The following is a 19,089-nucleotide window of genomic DNA, read 5'->3' on the forward strand; positions in this document are numbered from 1 at the left end:
GGTGTTATCCCCGCGTCATCAGAAGAACAGTGACGGATCGCCCGCCCGTTTGGTCAGACGACCGTTTGCCATAATGCCCATCGTTTCCAGCCAGCGTTCAAACTCCGGCGATGGCCGTAAATTCAGCAACTGACGGACGGTGGCGGTATCGTGGAAAGCGGTGGTCTGGTAGTTGAGCATGATGTCGTCGCCGAGCGGCATCCCCATGATGTAGTTACAGCCGGCAGTGGCGAGCAGAATCATCAGGTTTTCGTTAAGGTTCTGGTCGGCGTCGGCATGGTTGGTATAGCAGCAGTCGCAGCCCATCGAGATGCCGCTCAGCTTGCCCATAAAGTGATCTTCGAGACCGGCGCGGATAATCTGCCTGTCGTTGTAGAGATACTCCGGCCCGATAAAGCCCACCACGGTGTTCACCAGGAACGGATCGTAGTGGCGAGCCAGCCCGTAGTTACGCGCTTCCATCGTCACCTGGTCGGCACCAAAGTTCGCGCCAGCAGAGAGCGCAGACCCTTGCCCGGTTTCAAAGTACAGGCAGTTTTCCCCGGCGATGCGGTTGAACTCCGCCCCCACAGCCCGCGCTTCGTCGAGCATCGCCAGTTCCACACCGAACTCTTTTAAGCCCTTCTCGCTGCCGCAAATGCTTTGGAAAATCAGTCCGCCCGGCGCGCCGCGACGAATCGCTTCGATCTGGGTGGTGACGTGCGCCAGCACGCAGCCCTGGGTCGGAATATTGAATTTATCGATAACGCCGTAAACGGTGTCGAGCACGCGGGTCAGGTTCTCCACGTCATCGGTCACCGGGTTAACGCCGATCACCGCATCGCCTGCGCCGAAAGAAAGCCCTTCGTAGATTTGCGCGGCGATACTCTGTACATCGTCACGGGTATCGTTCGGCTGCAAACGGCAGCTAAAGGTGCCCGGAATACCGATGGTGGTATTGGCTTTTTTGATCACCGGCATTTTCTTGCCGCCGTAGATCAGGTCAGCGTTGGAGCAGATTTTCGCTACTGCCGCCACCACTTCGGAGGTCAGGCCTTTGCGGGTAAACGCGATGTCATCCACGGAGGTTTCATCGCTCAGTACGTATTCGCGCAGTTCGCTGATGCTCCAGTTTTTAATCCGGTTATAGGCCGTTTCGTTGACGTCGTCCTGAATCAGGCGCGTCACGCAGTCCTCTTCATAGGCAATCACCGGATTGTTGCGGATATCCGCCACCGTCATTTCCGACAGTACCTGTTTTGCCGCTACGCGCTCCTGCGAACTTGCCGCGGCAACCCCGGCCAGCACATCCCCCGAACGCAGTTCGTTGGCTTTGGCCAGTACCTCTTTTACATCCTTAAACTGATAAACATTGCCGAACAATGTGGTCTTTAGTTTCATAAGTCGTTCCCTCAGGAAGGAAATGCGAGTGATTTCACCGTCACCGGCACAACCGATCCGCCAAAAAGAGGCGTACCAATGTCGATATAGTCTCCCGCCCGCACGACCACCTCATCGATGACCGCCAGCGGAAGTTGCGGTAACTGTGGGCGCAATAACATACCCAGCGCTTTACCAAAATCCTGCTCGGCCACCACCAGCAGGGGATGTGGATTGGGATAACGCGCGACAAAAGCCGTCAGCGCGTTGATGACCGTGAGTAATGCGGCGTAACGCACCGGAAGCGTGGCGGGAAGCGCCAGCACGTAAGCGTCGGTTTGCGGGTCGAGATCAAGCTGGAGAAGCGCCTGCCGCCAGGCGTTCACCAGATCGGCGTCATCCTGCGGGATCGCCACCGGCAGGTTGCGCAGCGGCAGTTGGACGTCTTCCAGCCAGATAGTACTGCCGGAAAGCGAGAGCGTATGGGCCCCCGCGCCAATGACCGTGGCGCGTACGGTTTGCGCCGGAAACTGCACGTTCATCTCGCGCAGACGCGGGTGCTCATGCAGCGCGGTCGCCAGCAGCGGCCCGATATCAGAAAAGCAGAACGGATCGGCAGGTTGGTTGCGGTAGCATTCACCTACCCCACCGGAAAGGGTGATCACCTCCGGCGTAATATTGGCGGGCAGCAGCCCGGTTTGCATCAGCGATTGCGCCAGCGGCGAGAGCGCGCCGGTGATAACCTCGACGATGAGATCCGCCATCCGCCGCGCCACCTGCCCCAACTGTGCGGCAGCTAAGGCGCGAGCATCAGTACCCGAACCGAACACCTCATCGATAATCATCTGCCCCGGCTGATGGGCATAAACCACGCGCCCCTGAGCGTCGGTTTCCAGCAGGCGTCCACCGACGTTAAGGCAGGCGGTGCCGCTGACTTTTCCCGCGTCAAACAGCGCGTAGTTAGACGTGCCGCCGCCGATATCAATATTCAGCACCCGGCACATCCGCTGCTCAGACAAGCTTTGCGCTCCGGCGCCGTGACCGGCAATGACTGATTCCAGATGCGGCCCGGCGCTGGCGACCACAAAGTCGCCCAGCGACTGCGAGAGCGTCATGACCGCCGGACGGGCGTTGCGGGTTTTGGCGCTTTCGCCGGTGATAATGATAGCCCCTGAGTCCACCGATTCAGGCGCGATGCCTGCGGCCTGATACTGGGCCAGAATCAGCGCTTTAAGTTCGGCCTCTTTCAGACCGCCCTGCTTATCCACGGGCGTAAAGAAGACCGGGCTTTGCCAGCTAATGTCGCGTTTGATGAATTCGTAGCGCGGCACCTGCGACACCGCCGCACGGTTAACCAACTCCAGGCGCGAGAAGATCACCTGCGTGGTGGTGGTGCCGATATCGATACCGACGCTCAGTAGCTGGCGAGTGTTCACGATTGCGCCTCCGCTTCGGTTTTCACCTGGGCGGCGTCATCTTTCGGCACCAGCATCATCGCCACGCCAATCGCCGTCACGCCGCCGATCAGCTTGCCGACAATCATCGGGAAGATCATGGCGTTCATGTTGGCAGCGGCGAAGCCTAAATGGTCGCCCAGCGCGAACGCCGCAGAGACGGCAAATGCGCAGTTAATCACTTTGCCGCGGGTATCCATCTGCTTCATCATGCCGAACATGGGGATATTGTTCGCCAGGGTCGCTACCATGCCTGCCGCCGCAATATTATTTACGTTCAGCAGTTTACCGACATTCATCAACGGTTTTTCAAACCAGCGGGTCAGTAACAGCACCATCGGATACGCGCCGAGCAGCACGCAGGAGATAGAGCCGATCACTTCAATGGCGCGCATCACTTCGCCGGGTTTGTCGCCTGGCGCCATAAAGATCGGGTCGAGCCCCGGAATCAACTCCCAACCCAACAGGAATTTAACCACCGCAGCCGCCAGACCGATGGTGATCAGCGCCACCAGAAATTTGGCGAAAATCTGGAAACCGTTGATCATTTTTTCTGGGATGAACTTCAGCCCCAGCGCTACCAGCACCGCGACGATCAATACCGGGATCATGTTCATCAGGATCAGCGCGAAGGTAAACTCCACTGGCTGACCATTGATCTGCACGCCTGAGTACATGGCGATCAATCCCCCCGCAATGCAGCCAATGGGAATGGTGACGATACCCGCCAGTACGCCAAGCGCCAGGTAGCGGCGGTCAGACGGTTCGATAATGCCGAGCGCCACCGGAATGGAGAACACAATGGTCGGCCCCATCATCGACCCAAGTATTAATCCTGAGTATAGCCACGCCGCGACATCACCGCCGGCCAGCTCTTTGGCGAGGAAGAACCCGCCCATATCACAGGCCAGCAGCGTACCCGCGAACATGGATGGGTTCGCGCCCAGCATTTCGTATACCGGGATAATAACCGGCCCCAGTACATGCGCCAGCACCGGCGCCAGCGCGGTCATACCGACCATCGCCAGTCCCAACGCGCCCATCGCCATAAAGCCCTCTTCAAACTGGCCGCCAGACCCCTCGATACTCTTGCCGAATTTACCGAGAAAGCGCGCCGACCCGCCGAACTGTGACAGGATTCTGTCCACGGCGGCAATCAGCATAAAGAACATCATGATGTACATGATGATTTCGTTAATTCCCATAGCCCTTACTCCCTGCCATTTATGATTTGTAGGCCGGATAAGACGTTTACGTCGCCTCCGGCATTAACGCCGTGTTATTGCCGGATGGCGGTGCGAGCACCTTATCCGGCCTACAGGCATTACCCGGCAGCCGCGTACAGGTCGATAATCTGTGCCTGTGTGGCGGTGCGTGGGTTACTGCGCAGACAAATATCCTCCAGCGCGGCTTGCGCCCATGCGCTGTAGTGTTCGGGTTTGGCGCCAGCGTCAGCCAGCCGTTTGCTCTGCCCCACTTCGGCAATCAGCTCGCTCACCGCCGCAATCGCATCGCGATCGTCCGATTTCTTATTGGTTAACGCCCGACCGATTTGACTGAAGCGCTCGCGGCAAACCATCCGGTTAAAGCTCATGACTGTTGGCAGCAGCATGGCGTTGGCCTGGCCGTGCGGAATATGCAGCGCCGCTCCTGGCTGGTGCGCCATCGCATGACACAGCCCCAAACCGGCGCTGGAAAAGGCCATTCCCGCCATACAGGAGGCCAGTAACATATTTTCACGCGCCGCCAGATCGTGGCCGTAACCCACGGCTTTCGGCAGCGATTTGCCAATCATCGCTATCGCGCCAATCGCCAGGCTGTCGGTAAACGGCGTGGCGTTGAGCGCGCTGTAGGCCTCAATCGCATGCGTCAACGCATCGATACCGGTCATTGCCGTCACGTTTGGCGGAACGCCTTCGGTCACGGCAGCATCAAGAATCGCCACGTCCGGCATTAGTGACGCGTGTGCCAGCACCTGCTTGCGCCCGCTGACCGCGTCGATAATCACCGTCACGTTGGTGGTTTCTGAACCGGTTCCGGCGGTGGTCGGCACCGCAATCAGCGGCAGACGCGGGCGTAATGTACTGCGCTCGGTCATGGCGCTCAGCGTCTGGTCAGGGTTAGTCACCAGCAGGGCGACCGCTTTCGCCGCGTCCAGCACCGAACCGCCGCCAAAGGCCACTACGCCGTCGCACGCCGCCTCACGCAGTTGCGCCACCGCCGCGCAGACATCGGTGATGCACGGCTCGCCTGGCGGACACGGCCAGACCGTCATCGCCACGCCTTTCATCGCCAGGCTGCGTGCCAGCGGCGCGGTCATTCCCGCCTGATGCAGAAAGCTGTCGACCATCACAAACAAATGGCTTACGCCTCGCGCTTGCGCTTCCTGGCCGCAGGCGCCGAGCGCCCCAAGTCCGCACAGCGTGACCGGCGGTACGCTGAACGTTTTCACCCGTTGCAGATTCAGGGTGTCGAATGCCTGAAACAGCGCCGTCTGTAGTTCAGCTTGCATAGAGTCCCTCCGCTTTCGCTCTCCCGCTGTTGGCTATCGCCAGCGGGGTCATAAACAGGCTGTGCTGCGGCAAATGCACCTGTAACTCCGGGAAACGCTGGCGAAATAACGCCTCCACGCCCGGCTGCATACAGGAGCCGCCCGCCAGCCATAAATCAGCAATTCCTTGCCCTTCAATGTGGCGAGCAACGATTTCCGCCATCTTTTCGTACACCGGCTTCACTACCGGCCAAATCTCCTGCGCATTGCTGCGCTTGTACTGTTCCGCCTCTTCCAGGGGAATACGGCGGTTGCCCGCCAGCGTCAGGGAGATATGGTGCCCGCCAGTGGCTTCATCGGCGGAGTAAGTCACCTTGCCCTGTTTGACGATGGCAATGCCGGTAGTGCCGCCGCCAATATCCACCACGCCTGCATTATCAAGCGCCAGCAGATCCGCCACCGCCGTCGGTTCATCCAGTACGTGGCTGACTTCTAACCCAGCAGACTCCAGCACGTTGATCGAAATACGCGGGTCGGTGCCCGGCGGGAACGAGGTCGCCGCGTGGGTAAAGCGGCAGCCGAGCTGCTGTTCAAGGGTGTCGAGATGGCGGCGCACGAGGGTGACGGCGCCGAAGAAATCCCAGACGATGCCGTCACGCACAACGTCGGCCCAATCAAGGCACACCGCCACCGGCTGGGCGTTGCCGTCGACCACCATCGACACCACGTCGCAGGTGCCCAAATCGACGCCCAGCCACAGCGGTGTATCGCTGGCGGCGGGCGTCTGGTTACACAGGGCCGCCGCTTTTTGCAGTCTTGGGGTGAGCCAGAGTTGTTCGTCGTGCGCCATGAGTCATCCCTTATACAATGCGAAACGCATCCACCAGCACGCATCGACGCAGCCGCACAAAGGTACGCGCGCTGGTCACGCCTTCGCCGGTTGGCGTGGTGATAGTCATGGTGGTCCAGCCTTCTCCGCCCAATCCAAGCCCGGCAATGCACGGCCCGTTTTTGACGAAAATGCTGGTGTCGATGGCGTTCGCCATCTGGTTCATGTTGTCGATATTGCGCGAGTGCATCGCCGCCGTATGGTGGCAACCGCCTTCAAGCTGAACCGCCAGGGCGATGGCTTCTTCGACGTTGGCGACCCGCACCACCGGCAGTACCGGCATCATCATTTCAGTGACGGCAAACGGATGGTTAGCTGGCGTTTCCACAAATAGCAGGCGCGTTTGATCCGGGACGTTCAGGCCGATGGCTGCGGCAATCTTGCCCGCGTCACGACCGACCCAGTCACGGCTGACGGTGCCTTTGCCGCGCTCATCAATATTCTTCAGCAGCACCGGCTGGAGCTGTTCGGCCTGAGCGGCGGTCAGTTTCACCGCGTGTTGACCTTCCATTAGACGCATCAGCTCGTCGGCGACGCTATCCACCACAATCAGCACTTTTTCGTCGGCGCAGATGATGTTGTTATCAAACGACGCGCCTTTGACGATGGATTGTGCAGCGCGCGGCAGGTCGGCGGTCTCATCCACCACCACCGGGGGATTACCGGCACCGGCGGCGATCAGGCGTTTATTAGTATGTTTGCGCGCCGCGTCCACCACCGCTTCGCCGCCGGTCACCACCAGCAGGCCAATACCGGGATATTTGAACAACCGCTGGGCGGTTTCGATATCCGGGTTCGCCACGGTGACCAGCAAATTTTCCGGGCCACCGGCGGCGACCACCGCCTGATTGAGGAGGGTGATTGCCCGCTGAGAGACCTTTTTCGCCGCCGGATGCGGGGCAAACACGACGCTGTTGCCTGCGGCAATCAGGCTGATGGCGTTATTAATCACCGTCGCCGCCGGATTGGTGGACGGCGTGACCGAGGCCACCACGCCCCACGGCGCATTTTCAATCAATGTCAGGCCGTTATCGCCGGTCAGCACCTGCGGAGATAAACACTCGACGCCCGGCGTGCCGCGCGCCTGCGCCACGTTTTTAGCAAATTTATCGTCAACGCGTCCCATGCCGGTTTCGCTGACGGCAAGTTCCGCTAATTCTCGGGCGTGTTTTTCGCCCGCCTCGCGAATGGCATGAATGGCAAGCTGGCGCATCGCCACGCTCTTCAGCCCCTGCTGGGCCCGTTTTGCTGCCGCCACTGCGTCATCCAGGGAGGCAAAAACGCCCATCTCATGAACAGTGCTGGCCGGCTGGCTGCTGTCTTTCATTTTCAGCAGTACCGCTTTCACCACCTGTTCAATATCCTGTTGATTCATGATGTTCAGTCCTATTTATGGAAAACCACTTTCCCGCCAGCCACCACTTCATCGACGATGCCAATGACGCACAGATCGACCGGTGATAATTCGCTGCGATGCGCCTGGCGTGCGGAACTGCCGCTGACCAGCAGTACCCACTCTCCGGTTCCCGCCCCGATACTGTCGATAGCGACGGCACACTGCCCGTCGGGGTTGCCCTGGGCATCGATCATTTCCACCATCAGCAATTTGTCATGCGCCAGTCCCTGATGGCGGACGGTACATACGATTTGTCCTGTGACGACTGCCAGTTTCATATCCGCCTCCATGGATTGCCCGTTGGGTCGTAGGCCTTGAATCTGCGCACCATCAGGCAATGGCGCGCATTCATGCCGGATGGCGACGCTGCGCGTCTTATCCGGCCTACCATCAAATGTTGCTGTCGCCTTTGAAGCTGATCGGGAACACTTCTTCCAGATCGCCGTGCGGGCGTGGAATCACGTGTACAGAGACCAGCTCGCCAATGCGCTGCGCCGCAGCGGCGCCAGCATCGGTTGCGGCTTTGCACGCCGCCACGTCGCCACGCACCATGGCCGTACACAGGCCACCGCCAATCTGCTTCACGCCGACCAGCTTCACGCGTGCGGCTTTTACCATCGCATCTGAGGCCTCAATCAGCGCAACCAGGCCCCGGGTTTCAATCATTCCTAATGCTTCCATCGTGTTTTCCTCTCATTAAAGGGGTCCAGAACGGGACCGTTCATTCAACCAGTGTGTGTAAGCTGCGTTCGCGGCTCACGTCAGCCTGGCGCGGCACGGCTGCCACCAACGCCAGTTCGATAATTTCCTGCACGCTACAGCCTCGGGAGAGGTCGTGAAGCGGCGCGGCAAGCCCCTGAATTAGCGGCCCAACAGCGCGATAGCCTCCCAGACGCTGAGCGATTTTGTAGCCAATATTGCCCGCCTCCAGCGACGGGAAAATCATCACGTTGGCGCGGCCTTGCAGCGGGCTGTCAGGCGCTTTTTGCGCGGCGACCTCCGGCACGAAAGCGGCGTCAAACTGCAATTCACCGTCCATAAGCAGTTGCGGCGCACGTTCGCGAACGAGCTCTGTCGCCTGCTGCACGTTGGCAACATTGGGGTGACGGGCGCTGCCGTTGCTTGAAAATGACAGCATCGCCACGCGCGGCTCTTCGCCGGTAATGGCCCGCCAGGTGTCGGCGCTGGCGAGAGCGATATCCGCCAGCTGCGCCGCCGTCGGCTGCGGCACTACGCTGCAATCGGCGAACCCTAATGCCGGACCGGCATACTGCGGCAGCATCAGGAAAATAGACGACAATGTTTTGCACCCGGGTTGCAGGCCAATCACCCGCAGCCCTGCGCGCAGCACGTTCGCCGTTGACGACAGGTTGCCTGCGATACACACATCAGCCTCACCGGCGCTCACCATGGCGGCAGCGAACATTAGCGGGTCGCTAAGCTTTTCCACTGCGTCCGGCGGCGTTTTTTCTCCGGCACGGGCAAGCCAGCGTTGCGCAAAACGCTGGCGCATACTCAGGTTGCTGTGTGGGTCGATGACCTGAATGCCATCCATCGCCATACGATGACTCAGGGCAAACTGACGCAGCGCAAACGGACTGGCGACCAGAACGGGGCGAGCCAGACCGCACTGTTGCAGGTAATGCGCCGCTTTCAGCACGCGTTCGTCCAGCGCATCGGGAAAGACGACTCTGGCGGGGGCGCGTACCGCCAGTTCGCGGGCGCGTTCAATGATCATGGCTTCTCTCCCAACCGTTGTTGAATTTGGGCGACCGTCAGCGGATGTTTCGCCACGCTCAAAATCATCATCACGTAAACCGTGCTGGAGAGACGGTTCAGCGCCTGTAAAATGTCCGGGCGCAAGACCTCAAAACTACGGGTAATAAACACTTGTGCGGCGAGGGTTTCTGTTTCACGGACTTTGGTTCGCAGGAGATTAAGCAGCGCCGCATCGCGACCGTGGCTAGCCTCCGGCACCAGGTGATCGTGGTCGAGGTAGCGCAGCGGCTGGTGGGAAAGCCGATGCAGCTCATCCTCGTTGAGCCCAACGATCGCCTGCGCCGCCAGCGGTTCATCTATAGCGTCGGCGCGCATAATGTTGCCCAGCCGCGAGCGGATATCGAAAAGCCACGGCTGCCAGGGTTCCGCCAGTTCGATTTGTAGCCACACGGTCAGTGCGATGGTGCTGTCGAGCGCGGCGCGAAAGCCGAGGCGCGGGTCACTTTTGGCGACCATTTTGTCCGCCGTCAGATGGGTCAGCGTATCGGGCTTTTTCACCACCGGCTGGCGGCACAGTTCACAGCAGGCCTGTGGGTGCGTATCGCTACTGGTTAAGCCATGTACCGGCTGCGGCTGCTGTTCGTCATCATCGACAAACAGCCTGCCTTGCGGATCCAGAAACTTAATGCGCAGGCGGCGACTTTCCAGCAGTTCCCGGGCCGAGGGCGTCAGTCGTGCATCAGCGGGCAGATGGATCTCCGATCCTTCGCTGAGCGTATGATTCGCTCTGAGCCACGTTTCGGTGATGAAATCGTTCATACGGATTGCCAGTTCGCAGGCCAGGCGACGTACAGAAAGCGCACGGACGTTGGCGTGCCAAATTCAATGCTGGAGCCTTTAGGGATGAACATGACATCTCCGGCTTTGGCAATCATGGTTTCGCCTTCATGGCGTACGTGCAATTCGCCCTCCAGCACCATGTCGATTTCGTCGTAGTTCAGCGTCCACGGGAAAAAAGCGTTGTCCCACTGCATAAACCCGGCGGCCATGCTGCTGCCATCCTGCTCTGTAACCAGATCGGTTAAGCCGACGCAGTGCGGTTCGGCGCCGTCGAAGCGGCCAAATTTCACGCTGCTGCCGTCAATGACTTTCACGCCGCCTTTACCCGTGACGGAGGTAAAGCTCGGCTGCATCGTCCCCAGTTCCAGCGACTGCTTTTCCTTGAGCACTTTTTCCATCAACTGCGCCACCAGGCTTTCAGTAAACTGCCCTTCCGGGAGCTGCGCGATGATGGCTTCCCGAATGCGCTGGCTTTCGCTTTTACACGCCTGCGCCGATGTGGATGCCGGGACGGGCTCGTCGCATTCGGTAATCGTGAAGCCCAGTAGTTCCGCCACTTCGCGAGCCTCCGGGGTAATAATGCTGGCGCGCAGCACTACCGACATCGCCTGTTCGCCGCGGGCGTGGGCCGCACGAATATCGTTAGCTGTGATAAGTTTTTTCACCTGCCTCTTCCTCCTGTTCACTGAGAGCCGCCAGATAATCCACCAACTGCCGCACGCTTTGCGGGTCGTGGCCGTTGAGCTCGAAAATAGGCTCCCGGAATCCAATCTCGCAAAGCAACTGCCGCGTAGCGGCGACGTCGGCATCCGGCATGTCCGTTTTGCTGATAACGGCGATATGTCGTTTACGGGTTCCAACATCCAATAACCCGGCAGGTAAGCGACTTTCTTTATCGTTTGCCGCGTGGACATAAATCAGCGTGTCCACATCCTGCAACGTGGTAATTAAGGCGTGATACCAACGGGGATGGCTAAAATATTCACCCGGCGTATCGATATCGCCATGATCATTAAATTCCACGGCCTGCGTTTTTCTGGCGAGGGAATAATTTCCCCGTAACGCGTTAAAAAGCGTTGTCTTTCCGGCGCCGACCGCGCCGACAAAAGCAATACGTTTCATTACCGCCACCAATTAACTTTTTGTTAACTCACACAGGGTGAAGTTTAATAATCGCCCCAGCCCGCTGACCGTCTGTAATAGCGCTTCTTCTACTGCGCCGACGGTGCCATAAATCACCAGCGCGCCGCTAAATCTGTCGAGAAAACCGATGTGTACATCCGCAGCCTTCATCGCTAAATCGCCAGCGATCATCGCCGTTTCCCCCGGCGTTAAGGTCATAATGCCAATCGCACCAGCATCGGGAACGCCGATCTTTTTCGCCAGTTCTTCACCAGGGTGCGCAATGAGATGCGCCAGCGTGACCTGTTTGCCCGGCACAAATTCCTGAATAATGCGTTCTTTATTCATTGCTCACCGTCTCCACTGAAACTGCCGTCATCGTGGCAATTTTTTGTCGGAGTAAATAACAAAATTCGGCAAGGTGATGTAAAAGGTGAGGTAGATCACTAAGAGAAAGAAAATAAAAGGGACTTCTGTCGAAGGTGTTAACGATAAATATCGTGGTGCATCACATTTTCAGGCGTCATTCTGAATTTAAGCTTGTTCCGCAATAAATACCCACCGGCTATTATTTGTATTACTATTATTGATAAAAATAATGCGTATCACTCGATTTGTGCATAGTACAGATTCAGTGAAATAAGTAGGGGTAACGCAATAGGTTCCAGAATATCCCCACCCGAGCCTTTCATACCATGGCGAAGCCCAGCGGCGCATAAAAAAAGCGCAGGAGAACCTGCGCCAGAAGAGAGAGTAATGCGTTATTAAAGCGGCGTGGTTTGCGCTTCAACTACCGCTAACGCCACCATATTCACGATACGGCGTACAGAGGCGATCGGCGTTAATACATGTACCGGTTTAGACACGCCCATCAGGACCGGGCCGACCGTGACGCCTTCGGAACTGGAGACGCGGAGTAAGTTGTAACTAATGCGGGCGGCTTCCATATTCGGCATCACCAGAATATTGGCGGCTCCCTTCAGCGGACTATCCGGCATCCGGTCATTACGAATACTTTCCACCAACGCCGCATCACCGTGCATCTCACCGTCAATCATCAGATCGGGCGCTCGTTCGCGTACCCGCTCAAGGGTTTCGCGCATTTTGCTGGCGGACAGCGAATTTGAGGAACCAAAGTTAGAGTGCGACAACAGCGCGACTTTCGGCTCAATACCAAAGCGGCGAACGGTTTCCGCCGCCATTACGGCGATCTCCGCCAACTGTTCCGGCGTGGGATCTTCGTTAACATAAGTATCGGCGATAAAAGTGTTGCCGCTTGGCAGCAGTAAGGCGTTCATCGCCCCTGCCGTATGCACGCCGTCACGGTAGCCAAAGACGGCTTTCACGACGCTGAAATGCTCATGGTAGTCGCCGATGGTGCCGCAGATCATCGCATCCGCTTCCCCACGCTGCACCATGATCGCGCCAATGGCCGTATGGTTGCCGATCATCGCACGCTGCGCCTGTTCCTGAGTTACCCCGCGACGCTTCATGATCTGGTAATACTCGCTCCAGTACTCTTTGAAGCGCGGATCGGATTCATTATTCACGATCTCGAAATCAACGCCCGCTTTGATCTGTAGCCCCAGTTTCTGGATACGCATTTCGATCACGCTCGGACGCCCGATCAGGATGGGCTTCGCCAGCCCCAGGGTTATCAACTCCTGGGTTGCGTGCAGCACGCGCGCCTCTTCCCCTTCCGGCAGCACTACGCGCTTCGGATCTTTGCGTGCCTGCGAGAAGATCGGCTTCATGAACAGGTTAGTTTTGTAGACAAACTCGGTCAGTTTATCGATATAGGCATCAAAGTCAGCAATCGGGCGCGTCGCCACGCCGGAATCCATTGCCGCTTTCGCGACCGCTGGAGCGATTTTGACAATCAGACGCGGGTCAAACGGTTTCGGAATAATGTATTCCGGCCCAAAGCTCAGGTCCTGATCGCCATAGGCCGAGGCCACCACTTCGCTCTGTTCGGCGTGCGCCAGCTCGGCAATCGCACGGACCGCCGCCAGTTTCATCTCTTCGTTGATCGCCGTCGCGCCGACGTCCAGTGCGCCGCGGAAGATAAACGGGAAGCACAATACGTTGTTCACCTGGTTCGGATAGTCGGAACGACCGGTACAGATAATGGCGTCCGGGCGCACTTCTTTCGCCAGCGGCGGCAGAATTTCCGGTTCCGGGTTAGCCAGCGCCAGAATCATTGGCGCGCGGGCCATTTTCTTCACCATCTCCTGAGTCAGCACTTTCGGGCCTGAACAGCCGAGGAAAATATCCGCGCCGTCAATGACCTCATCCAGCGTGCGCTTGCCGCTGTCGTCTACCGCATAGGCCGCTTTGGTCTCCGCCATATTCGGCTCACGGCCTTTGTAAATAACGCCCTTAGAGTCGCACACCACGATGTTGTGCTTTTGCATCCCCAACGCGACCAGCAGGTTCATACAAGCGATTGCCGCCGCCCCTGCGCCGGAGACGACCATCCGCACGTCGGAAATATTTTTCTCTACGACTCGCAGGCCATTAAGAATGGCGGCCGTACTGATGATCGCCGTTCCGTGCTGATCGTCATGGAAAACCGGGATGTTCATGCGCTCGCGCAGTTTCTGTTCAATATAGAAACATTCCGGCGCTTTAATGTCTTCGAGGTTAATGCCGCCAAAGGTCGGCTCCAGCGCCGCGACCACGTTGATAAATTTGTCCGGGTCAAGCTCATCGACTTCAATGTCAAACACATCAATGCCGGCGAATTTTTTAAACAGAACGCCTTTGCCTTCCATGACCGGCTTGCCGGCCAGCGCGCCAATGTTGCCTAACCCCAGCACCGCTGTACCGTTGGAAATGACCGCGACAAGGTTGCCGCGCGCGGTGTATTTGTAGGCTGCCAGCGGATCTTTTTCGATTTCCAGGCAGGGCGCCGCCACGCCTGGCGAGTAAGCCAACGCCAGATCGCGTTGGGTGGCAAGGGGCTTAGTCGGAGAAACCTGAATTTTACCGGGTACCGGAAATTCGTGGAAATCAAGGGCGCTTTGTTTTAACTGCTCATCCATCTTGTTGTTCCTTTCACGTATCGTTCAAAAAGTGACGCGGCCTGGTGCGCCGCACATTATCACCGTACTGCGCAACACAAACTTTGAAGGTCTGCAAACTATCACGACGCGGCGCAAGAGTTTGTTATCAACTTATAACGGTCATGTTACCTGCTTATACCAGCAATACCATGCCTGTCTGCTATGCTTTTTGGTTATGTAGTGTATCAATCTTTCAGAAGTGTGAATCAACACACTCAACTAACACTTTACTTTTCAAGGAGTATTTCCTATGAACCAGCTAGACGGCATCAAACAATTCACTACCGTCGTCGCCGACAGCGGCGACATCGAGTCCATCCGCCACTACCAGCCGCAGGATGCCACGACAAATCCCTCTTTACTGTTGAAAGCCGCCGGGCTTGAGCAGTATGGTCATTTGATTGAGGATGCGATTGCCTGGGGAAAAAAACACGGCGGTACGCAGGAACAGCAAGTTGCAGCAGCCAGCGATAAACTGGCGGTCAATTTTGGCGCGGAAATACTGAAAAGTATTCCCGGTCGCGTCTCCACTGAAGTCGACGCGCGGTTATCATTCGATAAAGAAAAAAGTATCGAGAAAGCGCGCCATCTGGTGGATCTCTACCAGCAGCAGGGTATTGATAAATCGCGCATTCTGATCAAGCTCGCCGCAACCTGGGAAGGTATCCGCGCCGCCGGGCAGCTCGAAAAAGAGGGCATTAATTGCAACCTGACGTTGTTGTTCTCTTTTGCCCAGGCGCGCGCCTGCGCCGAAGCGGGCGTCTATTTGATCTCTCCGTTCGTGGGCCGAATTTACGACTGGTATCAGGCGCGTAGTCCGCTGGAGCCGTATGTCGTGGAGGAAGATCCCGGCGTGAAATCGGTACGCAATATCTACGATTACTTTAAACAGCATCGCTATGAAACCATCGTGATGGGGGCAAGTTTCCGCCGTACTGAGCAAATCCTCGCGCTAACCGGCTGCGATCGACTGACTATCTCCCCTAACCTGCTTAAAGAGCTGAAAGAAAAAGAAGAACCGGTGATCCGTAAACTGGTGCCTTCCTCGCAGATGTTCCACCGTCCTACGCCAATGACGGAAGCGGAGTTCCGCTGGGAACATAATCAGGACGCGATGGCCGTAGAGAAGCTGTCGGAAGGTATCCGTCTTTTTGCCGTTGACCAGCGCAAACTGGAAGACCTGCTTGCCGCCAAACTATAAACCTTGCATGGAGTGATTTATGTCCCGTAAAGACCTTGCCAATGCGATTCGTGCGCTGAGCATGGATGCCGTTCAAAAAGCCAATTCCGGGCACCCCGGCGCGCCGATGGGGATGGCGGATATCGCTGAAGTGCTATGGAACGATTTTCTTAAACATAACCCCACCGATCCGACCTGGTATGACCGTGATCGTTTTATCCTTTCCAACGGTCACGCCTCCATGCTGCTCTATAGTCTGCTGCATTTAACCGGTTATGACCTGCCGCTGGAGGAGTTAAAAAACTTCCGTCAACTGCACTCTAAAACGCCAGGTCACCCGGAGATTGGCTATACGCCCGGCGTTGAAACCACCACCGGGCCGCTGGGCCAGGGGCTGGCGAATGCCGTCGGGCTGGCGATTGCCGAGCGTACGTTAGGCGCACAGTTCAACCGACCGGACCATGAGATTGTCGACCACTACACCTATGTCTTTATGGGCGACGGCTGTCTGATGGAGGGGATCTCGCATGAGGTGTGTTCGCTGGCTGGTACGCTGGGACTGGGCAAACTGATCGGCTTTTATGATCACAACGGCATCTCCATTGATGGCGAAACCGAAGGCTGGTTTACCGACGATACCGCCAAACGTTTTGAAGCCTACCACTGGCATGTCGTGCATGACATTGACGGGCACGATCCGGAAGCGGTGAAAAAAGCCATTCTCGAAGCCCAGAGCGTAAAAGATAAACCTTCGCTAATTATCTGTCGGACGGTGATAGGTTTTGGCTCGCCGAATAAAGCCGGGAAGGAGGAGTCGCACGGCGCGGCGCTGGGCGAAGAAGAGGTGGCGCTGACTCGCCAGAAGCTGGGATGGCATCATCCGGCGTTTGAGATCCCAAAAGAGATTTACCGCGCGTGGGATGGCCGTGAAAAAGGCGAGAAAGCGCAGCAGCAGTGGCAGGAAAAGTTTGCTGCTTATGAGAAGGCTTATCCTGAGCTGGCCGCAGAGTTTACCCGCCGGATGAGCGGCGGACTGCCGGAGACATGGGAGTCCGCCACGCAAAAATTTATTAACGACTTGCAGGCTAATCCGGTCAAAATCGCCACCCGTAAAGCATCGCAAAATACGCTCAATGCCTATGGTCCCCTGTTGCCGGAACTGTTGGGCGGATCGGCGGATCTGGCGCCGAGCAACCTGACTATCTGGAAAGGTTCGACCTCGTTGAAAGAGGATCCGGCAGGTAATTATATCCACTATGGCGTGCGCGAATTCGGCATGACCGCCATTGCCAACGGCATCGCCCACCACGGCGGCTTTGTACCGTATACCGCCACGTTTCTGATGTTTGTCGAATATGCGCGTAACGCGGCGCGTATGGCGGCCTTAATGAAAGCCCGGCAGATTATGGTCTATACCCACGACTCCATCGGTTTGGGCGAAGATGGCCCGACGCACCAGGCCGTGGAACAACTGGCGAGCCTGCGCTTAACGCCTAACTTCAGCACCTGGCGTCCCTGCGATCAGGTTGAGGCGGCAGTCGGTTGGAAGCTGGCCATTGAACGTCAGCACGGGCCGACGGCGTTGATTCTCTCGCGGCAGAATCTGGCGCAGGTGGAACGCACGCCGGAACAGGTGAAAGCGATTGCCCGCGGCGGTTATATTCTGAAAGATAGCGGCGGCAAGCCGGATATCATTCTGATCGCTACCGGATCGGAAATGGAAATTACCCTCCAGGCGGCGGAAAAATTGACTGGCGAGGGGCATAACGTTCGCGTGGTGTCGTTGCCTTCAACGGATATTTTCGATGCGCAGGACGAGGCATATCGCGAATCAGTGCTACCGGCGCACGTGACCGCCCGCGTCGCGGTGGAAGCCGGTATAGCCGACTACTGGTATAAATATGTTGGCCTAAAAGGCGCAATTATCGGCATGACGGGATACGGTGAATCCGCTCCGGCTGACAAACTGTTCCCGTATTTTGGCTTTACCGTGGAAAATATTGTAGAAAAAGCCCGCCGGGTGCTAAACATCAAAGGCTAAGGCGAGCGTTAGCAACACAGACTTTGCACAGTCTGCAGACCTGTTCTGTAGGCTGTGCAAAATTACTTCGTAGACTCAGGCGCATCTGACTGCCCGATGACGACCTCATCAATGGATTTATGGCACATCAGGCAAAAGGCCTTTTTTTTATGCGCCTGTAATGTTGAATCCCATGCCGCTGATCCGCCTTCTTTATTCACTTTCTCTCTTATCGCCGCCAGCCGATCTATTTCATAATAAGCGCTCAGGCAGCCACAATGGGGGCATAATACGGGGCCATTATTTATTTTCATACTATTTCCTGCTGTGGTGAGGCTATCGGGTAAAGTAACAATCCTACCGTAACGTAGCAATCTCTATACCATAAATGAAACCTCAATAGGTGTATCCCTATTCTGAAAAGGGGATAACAACCAGGATTCAACGCGTGATCCACAGCGTAGGCCAGGCATCCGGCCCGTGCCAGTTATCGCAGCTAGGTTCTTCGGCATAACGTACCAGACGAAAACGATCGCCATCATAACGCCAGCGCGTCTGGATACCACAGTCGGTTAACCCCCGCCCTTTCGCCAACGTCACCAGCTCGCGCGTTTTCTCGTCAAAGAAGGCGTTCATCAACTCCATGTCATTACTTTCGACGCCGCGATTAAACGGCAGCCGCAAACGTACGGCGCGCGAGGCGAGCGTTTTTTTGCGTGAAACTACCCAGGCGAGATCAATAGTGTTATAGGCGCCGGCTTCGCAGTTAACAATCAATAACGCTTTATCATCCGTCAACGCGCTGACCTGCGTCTCGCGACGCAGCGGGTCAAGCGAACAGCGAATGCCGTTTACCCGCCATGCTGCGTAGTCCAGCAGATCGTCGCGTTCTTCCTCACTCAGCGGTACGGGCGTTGGATTAATAACGGCGATCCCCTTTAATGCCGGTGCCGGGGGCACGCTGAGCGGCGGTTCGTTTCCTTTTTCAATCCAGGCGGTTTCGCTGCCCACACGTTTTTGTTGCGCGTCGATAAACAGTAATGCCGCTTTTAATCCCGCCAGCGAAAGCGTCTGAACGCCGTTTTTTAAGGTGATAGCCTGCGCATCCTGAATCGTCTGTAAAAATGCGGTGATGGTGGCAGGATCGCCGGTCATGAGATGCCAGGGCGACACGCGCCAGTGTGGACTGTTGAACGAAAGCGGTTTGCCATCCAGCAATAAGCGAGGCGCAATTGCGGCTTCTTTAGCGTCGGGCGGCGCCAAACCGCCGCGGTCGATACGCAGTACCGCATCGGTACGCGCCCCGGCGCTGCGGCTTAATGTCATCACCAGCCCATGATGTTCGCCAGTATTGCGCGCTACGCAAAAATTTTGGTTATTGCAGGTGACCTGCCAGTCGGAAAAAGTCCGTTGCGCTGGCGCAGCCCACAGTAGCTGGACCGGCAACAGGCCAAACAGACAAAAAAGAATAACGCGGTAGCGCATGAACGGAACAACCCCAGATTCAGAACAACACAGCTAAGGCGGTATCTTCCTTGCGCGCCTCAGGGTTCT

The 19,089-nt window shown here is 57.1% G+C and carries 18 protein-coding genes; 2 read left to right on the forward strand and 16 right to left on the reverse strand.

Annotated elements, in window-relative coordinates; all coding sequences use genetic code 11:
• Positions 1–18: 18 nt before the first annotated feature.
• The 14 genes from eutB to maeB all read right to left on the reverse strand — a co-directional run bounded on the left by eutB (position 19) and on the right by maeB (position 14,314).
• Positions 19–1,380, reverse strand: coding sequence for an ethanolamine ammonia-lyase subunit alpha (gene eutB, locus ACLJPQ_RS14445; RefSeq protein WP_000769990.1), 1,362 nt, complete (start codon positions 1,378–1,380; stop codon positions 19–21).
• 11 nt (positions 1,381–1,391) lie between these two features.
• On the reverse strand, positions 1,392–2,795 hold the full coding sequence (gene eutA, locus ACLJPQ_RS14450) for an ethanolamine ammonia-lyase reactivating factor EutA (protein ID WP_001097527.1): 1,404 nt from the start codon (positions 2,793–2,795) through the stop codon (positions 1,392–1,394).
• Positions 2,792–4,018, reverse strand: coding sequence for an ethanolamine utilization protein EutH (eutH, locus tag ACLJPQ_RS14455; RefSeq protein WP_000512359.1), 1,227 nt, complete (start codon positions 4,016–4,018; stop codon positions 2,792–2,794). Before eutH ends, eutA begins: the two co-directional genes overlap by 4 nt.
• Before the next feature lie 119 nt (positions 4,019–4,137).
• Complete coding sequence (gene eutG, locus ACLJPQ_RS14460) at positions 4,138–5,325, reverse strand: ethanolamine utilization ethanol dehydrogenase EutG (RefSeq protein WP_080178564.1); 1,188 nt, start codon at positions 5,323–5,325, stop codon at positions 4,138–4,140.
• Positions 5,315–6,154: an ethanolamine utilization protein EutJ gene (eutJ, locus tag ACLJPQ_RS14465; protein ID WP_000929675.1), complete on the reverse strand. Its 840-nt coding sequence runs from the start codon at positions 6,152–6,154 to the stop codon at positions 5,315–5,317. The genes eutG and eutJ overlap by 11 nt, the downstream gene beginning before the upstream one ends.
• 10 nt (positions 6,155–6,164) lie before the next feature.
• Positions 6,165–7,568 (reverse strand): aldehyde dehydrogenase family protein, encoded by a 1,404-nt coding sequence (locus ACLJPQ_RS14470; protein WP_001075640.1) that lies wholly within the window; start codon positions 7,566–7,568, stop codon positions 6,165–6,167.
• A gap of 11 nt (positions 7,569–7,579) precedes the next feature.
• Positions 7,580–7,867, reverse strand: coding sequence for an ethanolamine utilization microcompartment protein EutN (gene eutN, locus ACLJPQ_RS14475; RefSeq protein WP_001522340.1), 288 nt, complete (start codon positions 7,865–7,867; stop codon positions 7,580–7,582).
• 112 nt (positions 7,868–7,979) lie between these two features.
• Positions 7,980–8,270, reverse strand: coding sequence for an ethanolamine utilization microcompartment protein EutM (gene eutM / locus ACLJPQ_RS14480; RefSeq protein ID WP_000387716.1), 291 nt, complete (start codon positions 8,268–8,270; stop codon positions 7,980–7,982).
• Between the two features lie 40 nt (positions 8,271–8,310).
• Positions 8,311–9,327, reverse strand: coding sequence for a phosphate acetyltransferase (pta, locus tag ACLJPQ_RS14485; protein ID WP_080184837.1), 1,017 nt, complete (start codon positions 9,325–9,327; stop codon positions 8,311–8,313).
• Complete coding sequence (eutT, locus tag ACLJPQ_RS14490) at positions 9,324–10,127, reverse strand: ethanolamine utilization cob(I)yrinic acid a,c-diamide adenosyltransferase EutT (protein ID WP_080184836.1); 804 nt, start codon at positions 10,125–10,127, stop codon at positions 9,324–9,326. The genes pta and eutT overlap by 4 nt, the downstream gene beginning before the upstream one ends.
• Entirely contained in the window at positions 10,124–10,813 is a 690-nt protein-coding gene (gene eutQ / locus ACLJPQ_RS14495) for an ethanolamine utilization acetate kinase EutQ (protein ID WP_000733861.1), read from the reverse strand. Before eutQ ends, eutT begins: the two co-directional genes overlap by 4 nt.
• The gene (gene eutP, locus ACLJPQ_RS14500; RefSeq protein WP_000820751.1) at positions 10,791–11,270 is read right to left on the reverse strand and encodes an ethanolamine utilization acetate kinase EutP; all 480 of its coding nucleotides are present in this window, start codon (positions 11,268–11,270) and stop codon (positions 10,791–10,793) included. Before eutP ends, eutQ begins: the two co-directional genes overlap by 23 nt.
• 12 nt (positions 11,271–11,282) lie before the next feature.
• Entirely contained in the window at positions 11,283–11,618 is a 336-nt protein-coding gene (eutS, locus tag ACLJPQ_RS14505; RefSeq protein WP_001031445.1) for an ethanolamine utilization microcompartment protein EutS, read from the reverse strand.
• A 416-nt stretch (positions 11,619–12,034) separates the two neighbouring features.
• Positions 12,035–14,314, reverse strand: coding sequence for an NADP-dependent oxaloacetate-decarboxylating malate dehydrogenase (gene maeB / locus ACLJPQ_RS14510; protein WP_000344299.1), 2,280 nt, complete (start codon positions 14,312–14,314; stop codon positions 12,035–12,037).
• Between the two features lie 271 nt (positions 14,315–14,585).
• Here maeB and tal point away from each other — a divergent pair, with 271 nt between their 5' ends.
• Positions 14,586–15,536 (forward strand): transaldolase, encoded by a 951-nt coding sequence (tal, locus tag ACLJPQ_RS14515; RefSeq protein WP_001072443.1) that lies wholly within the window; start codon positions 14,586–14,588, stop codon positions 15,534–15,536.
• 19 nt (positions 15,537–15,555) lie between these two features.
• Positions 15,556–17,556, forward strand: coding sequence for a transketolase (gene tkt, locus ACLJPQ_RS14520; RefSeq protein WP_020899072.1), 2,001 nt, complete (start codon positions 15,556–15,558; stop codon positions 17,554–17,556).
• A 62-nt stretch (positions 17,557–17,618) separates the two neighbouring features.
• On the opposite strand, the gene ACLJPQ_RS14525 is transcribed toward tkt, so the two are convergent.
• Positions 17,619–17,849, reverse strand: coding sequence for a hypothetical protein (locus tag ACLJPQ_RS14525; RefSeq protein WP_000700635.1), 231 nt, complete (start codon positions 17,847–17,849; stop codon positions 17,619–17,621).
• Between the two features lie 127 nt (positions 17,850–17,976).
• A complete protein-coding gene (locus ACLJPQ_RS14530; RefSeq protein WP_001270668.1) occupies positions 17,977–19,020 on the reverse strand; it encodes a DUF1176 domain-containing protein in 1,044 nt (347 codons plus the stop codon).
• Positions 19,021–19,089: the final 69 nt, after the last annotated feature.

The sequence above is a fragment of the Salmonella sp. SAL04213 genome, assembly GCF_046550535.1.
Taxonomy (GTDB): domain Bacteria; phylum Pseudomonadota; class Gammaproteobacteria; order Enterobacterales; family Enterobacteriaceae; genus Salmonella; species Salmonella enterica.

What these genes read in the sequence shown, in the direction of transcription:
- tkt (WP_020899072.1), top strand. Translation starts at nt 15,556, where the DNA reads ATGTCCCGTAAAGACCTTGCCAATGCGATTCGTGCGCTGAGCATGGAT.
- ACLJPQ_RS14530 (WP_001270668.1), bottom strand. Translation starts at nt 19,020, where the DNA reads ATGCGCTACCGCGTTATTCTTTTTTGTCTGTTTGGCCTGTTGCCGGTC.
- eutG (WP_080178564.1), bottom strand. Translation starts at nt 5,325, where the DNA reads ATGCAAGCTGAACTACAGACGGCGCTGTTTCAGGCATTCGACACCCTG.
- eutT (WP_080184836.1), bottom strand. Translation starts at nt 10,127, where the DNA reads ATGAACGATTTCATCACCGAAACGTGGCTCAGAGCGAATCATACGCTC.
- eutM (WP_000387716.1), bottom strand. Translation starts at nt 8,270, where the DNA reads ATGGAAGCATTAGGAATGATTGAAACCCGGGGCCTGGTTGCGCTGATT.
- ACLJPQ_RS14525 (WP_000700635.1), bottom strand. Translation starts at nt 17,849, where the DNA reads ATGAAAATAAATAATGGCCCCGTATTATGCCCCCATTGTGGCTGCCTG.
- eutJ (WP_000929675.1), bottom strand. Translation starts at nt 6,154, where the DNA reads ATGGCGCACGACGAACAACTCTGGCTCACCCCAAGACTGCAAAAAGCG.
- tal (WP_001072443.1), top strand. Translation starts at nt 14,586, where the DNA reads ATGAACCAGCTAGACGGCATCAAACAATTCACTACCGTCGTCGCCGAC.
- eutP (WP_000820751.1), bottom strand. Translation starts at nt 11,270, where the DNA reads ATGAAACGTATTGCTTTTGTCGGCGCGGTCGGCGCCGGAAAGACAACG.
- eutH (WP_000512359.1), bottom strand. Translation starts at nt 4,018, where the DNA reads ATGGGAATTAACGAAATCATCATGTACATCATGATGTTCTTTATGCTG.
- eutN (WP_001522340.1), bottom strand. Translation starts at nt 7,867, where the DNA reads ATGAAACTGGCAGTCGTCACAGGACAAATCGTATGTACCGTCCGCCAT.
- maeB (WP_000344299.1), bottom strand. Translation starts at nt 14,314, where the DNA reads ATGGATGAGCAGTTAAAACAAAGCGCCCTTGATTTCCACGAATTTCCG.
- ACLJPQ_RS14470 (WP_001075640.1), bottom strand. Translation starts at nt 7,568, where the DNA reads ATGAATCAACAGGATATTGAACAGGTGGTGAAAGCGGTACTGCTGAAA.
- eutS (WP_001031445.1), bottom strand. Translation starts at nt 11,618, where the DNA reads ATGAATAAAGAACGCATTATTCAGGAATTTGTGCCGGGCAAACAGGTC.
- pta (WP_080184837.1), bottom strand. Translation starts at nt 9,327, where the DNA reads ATGATCATTGAACGCGCCCGCGAACTGGCGGTACGCGCCCCCGCCAGA.
- eutB (WP_000769990.1), bottom strand. Translation starts at nt 1,380, where the DNA reads ATGAAACTAAAGACCACATTGTTCGGCAATGTTTATCAGTTTAAGGAT.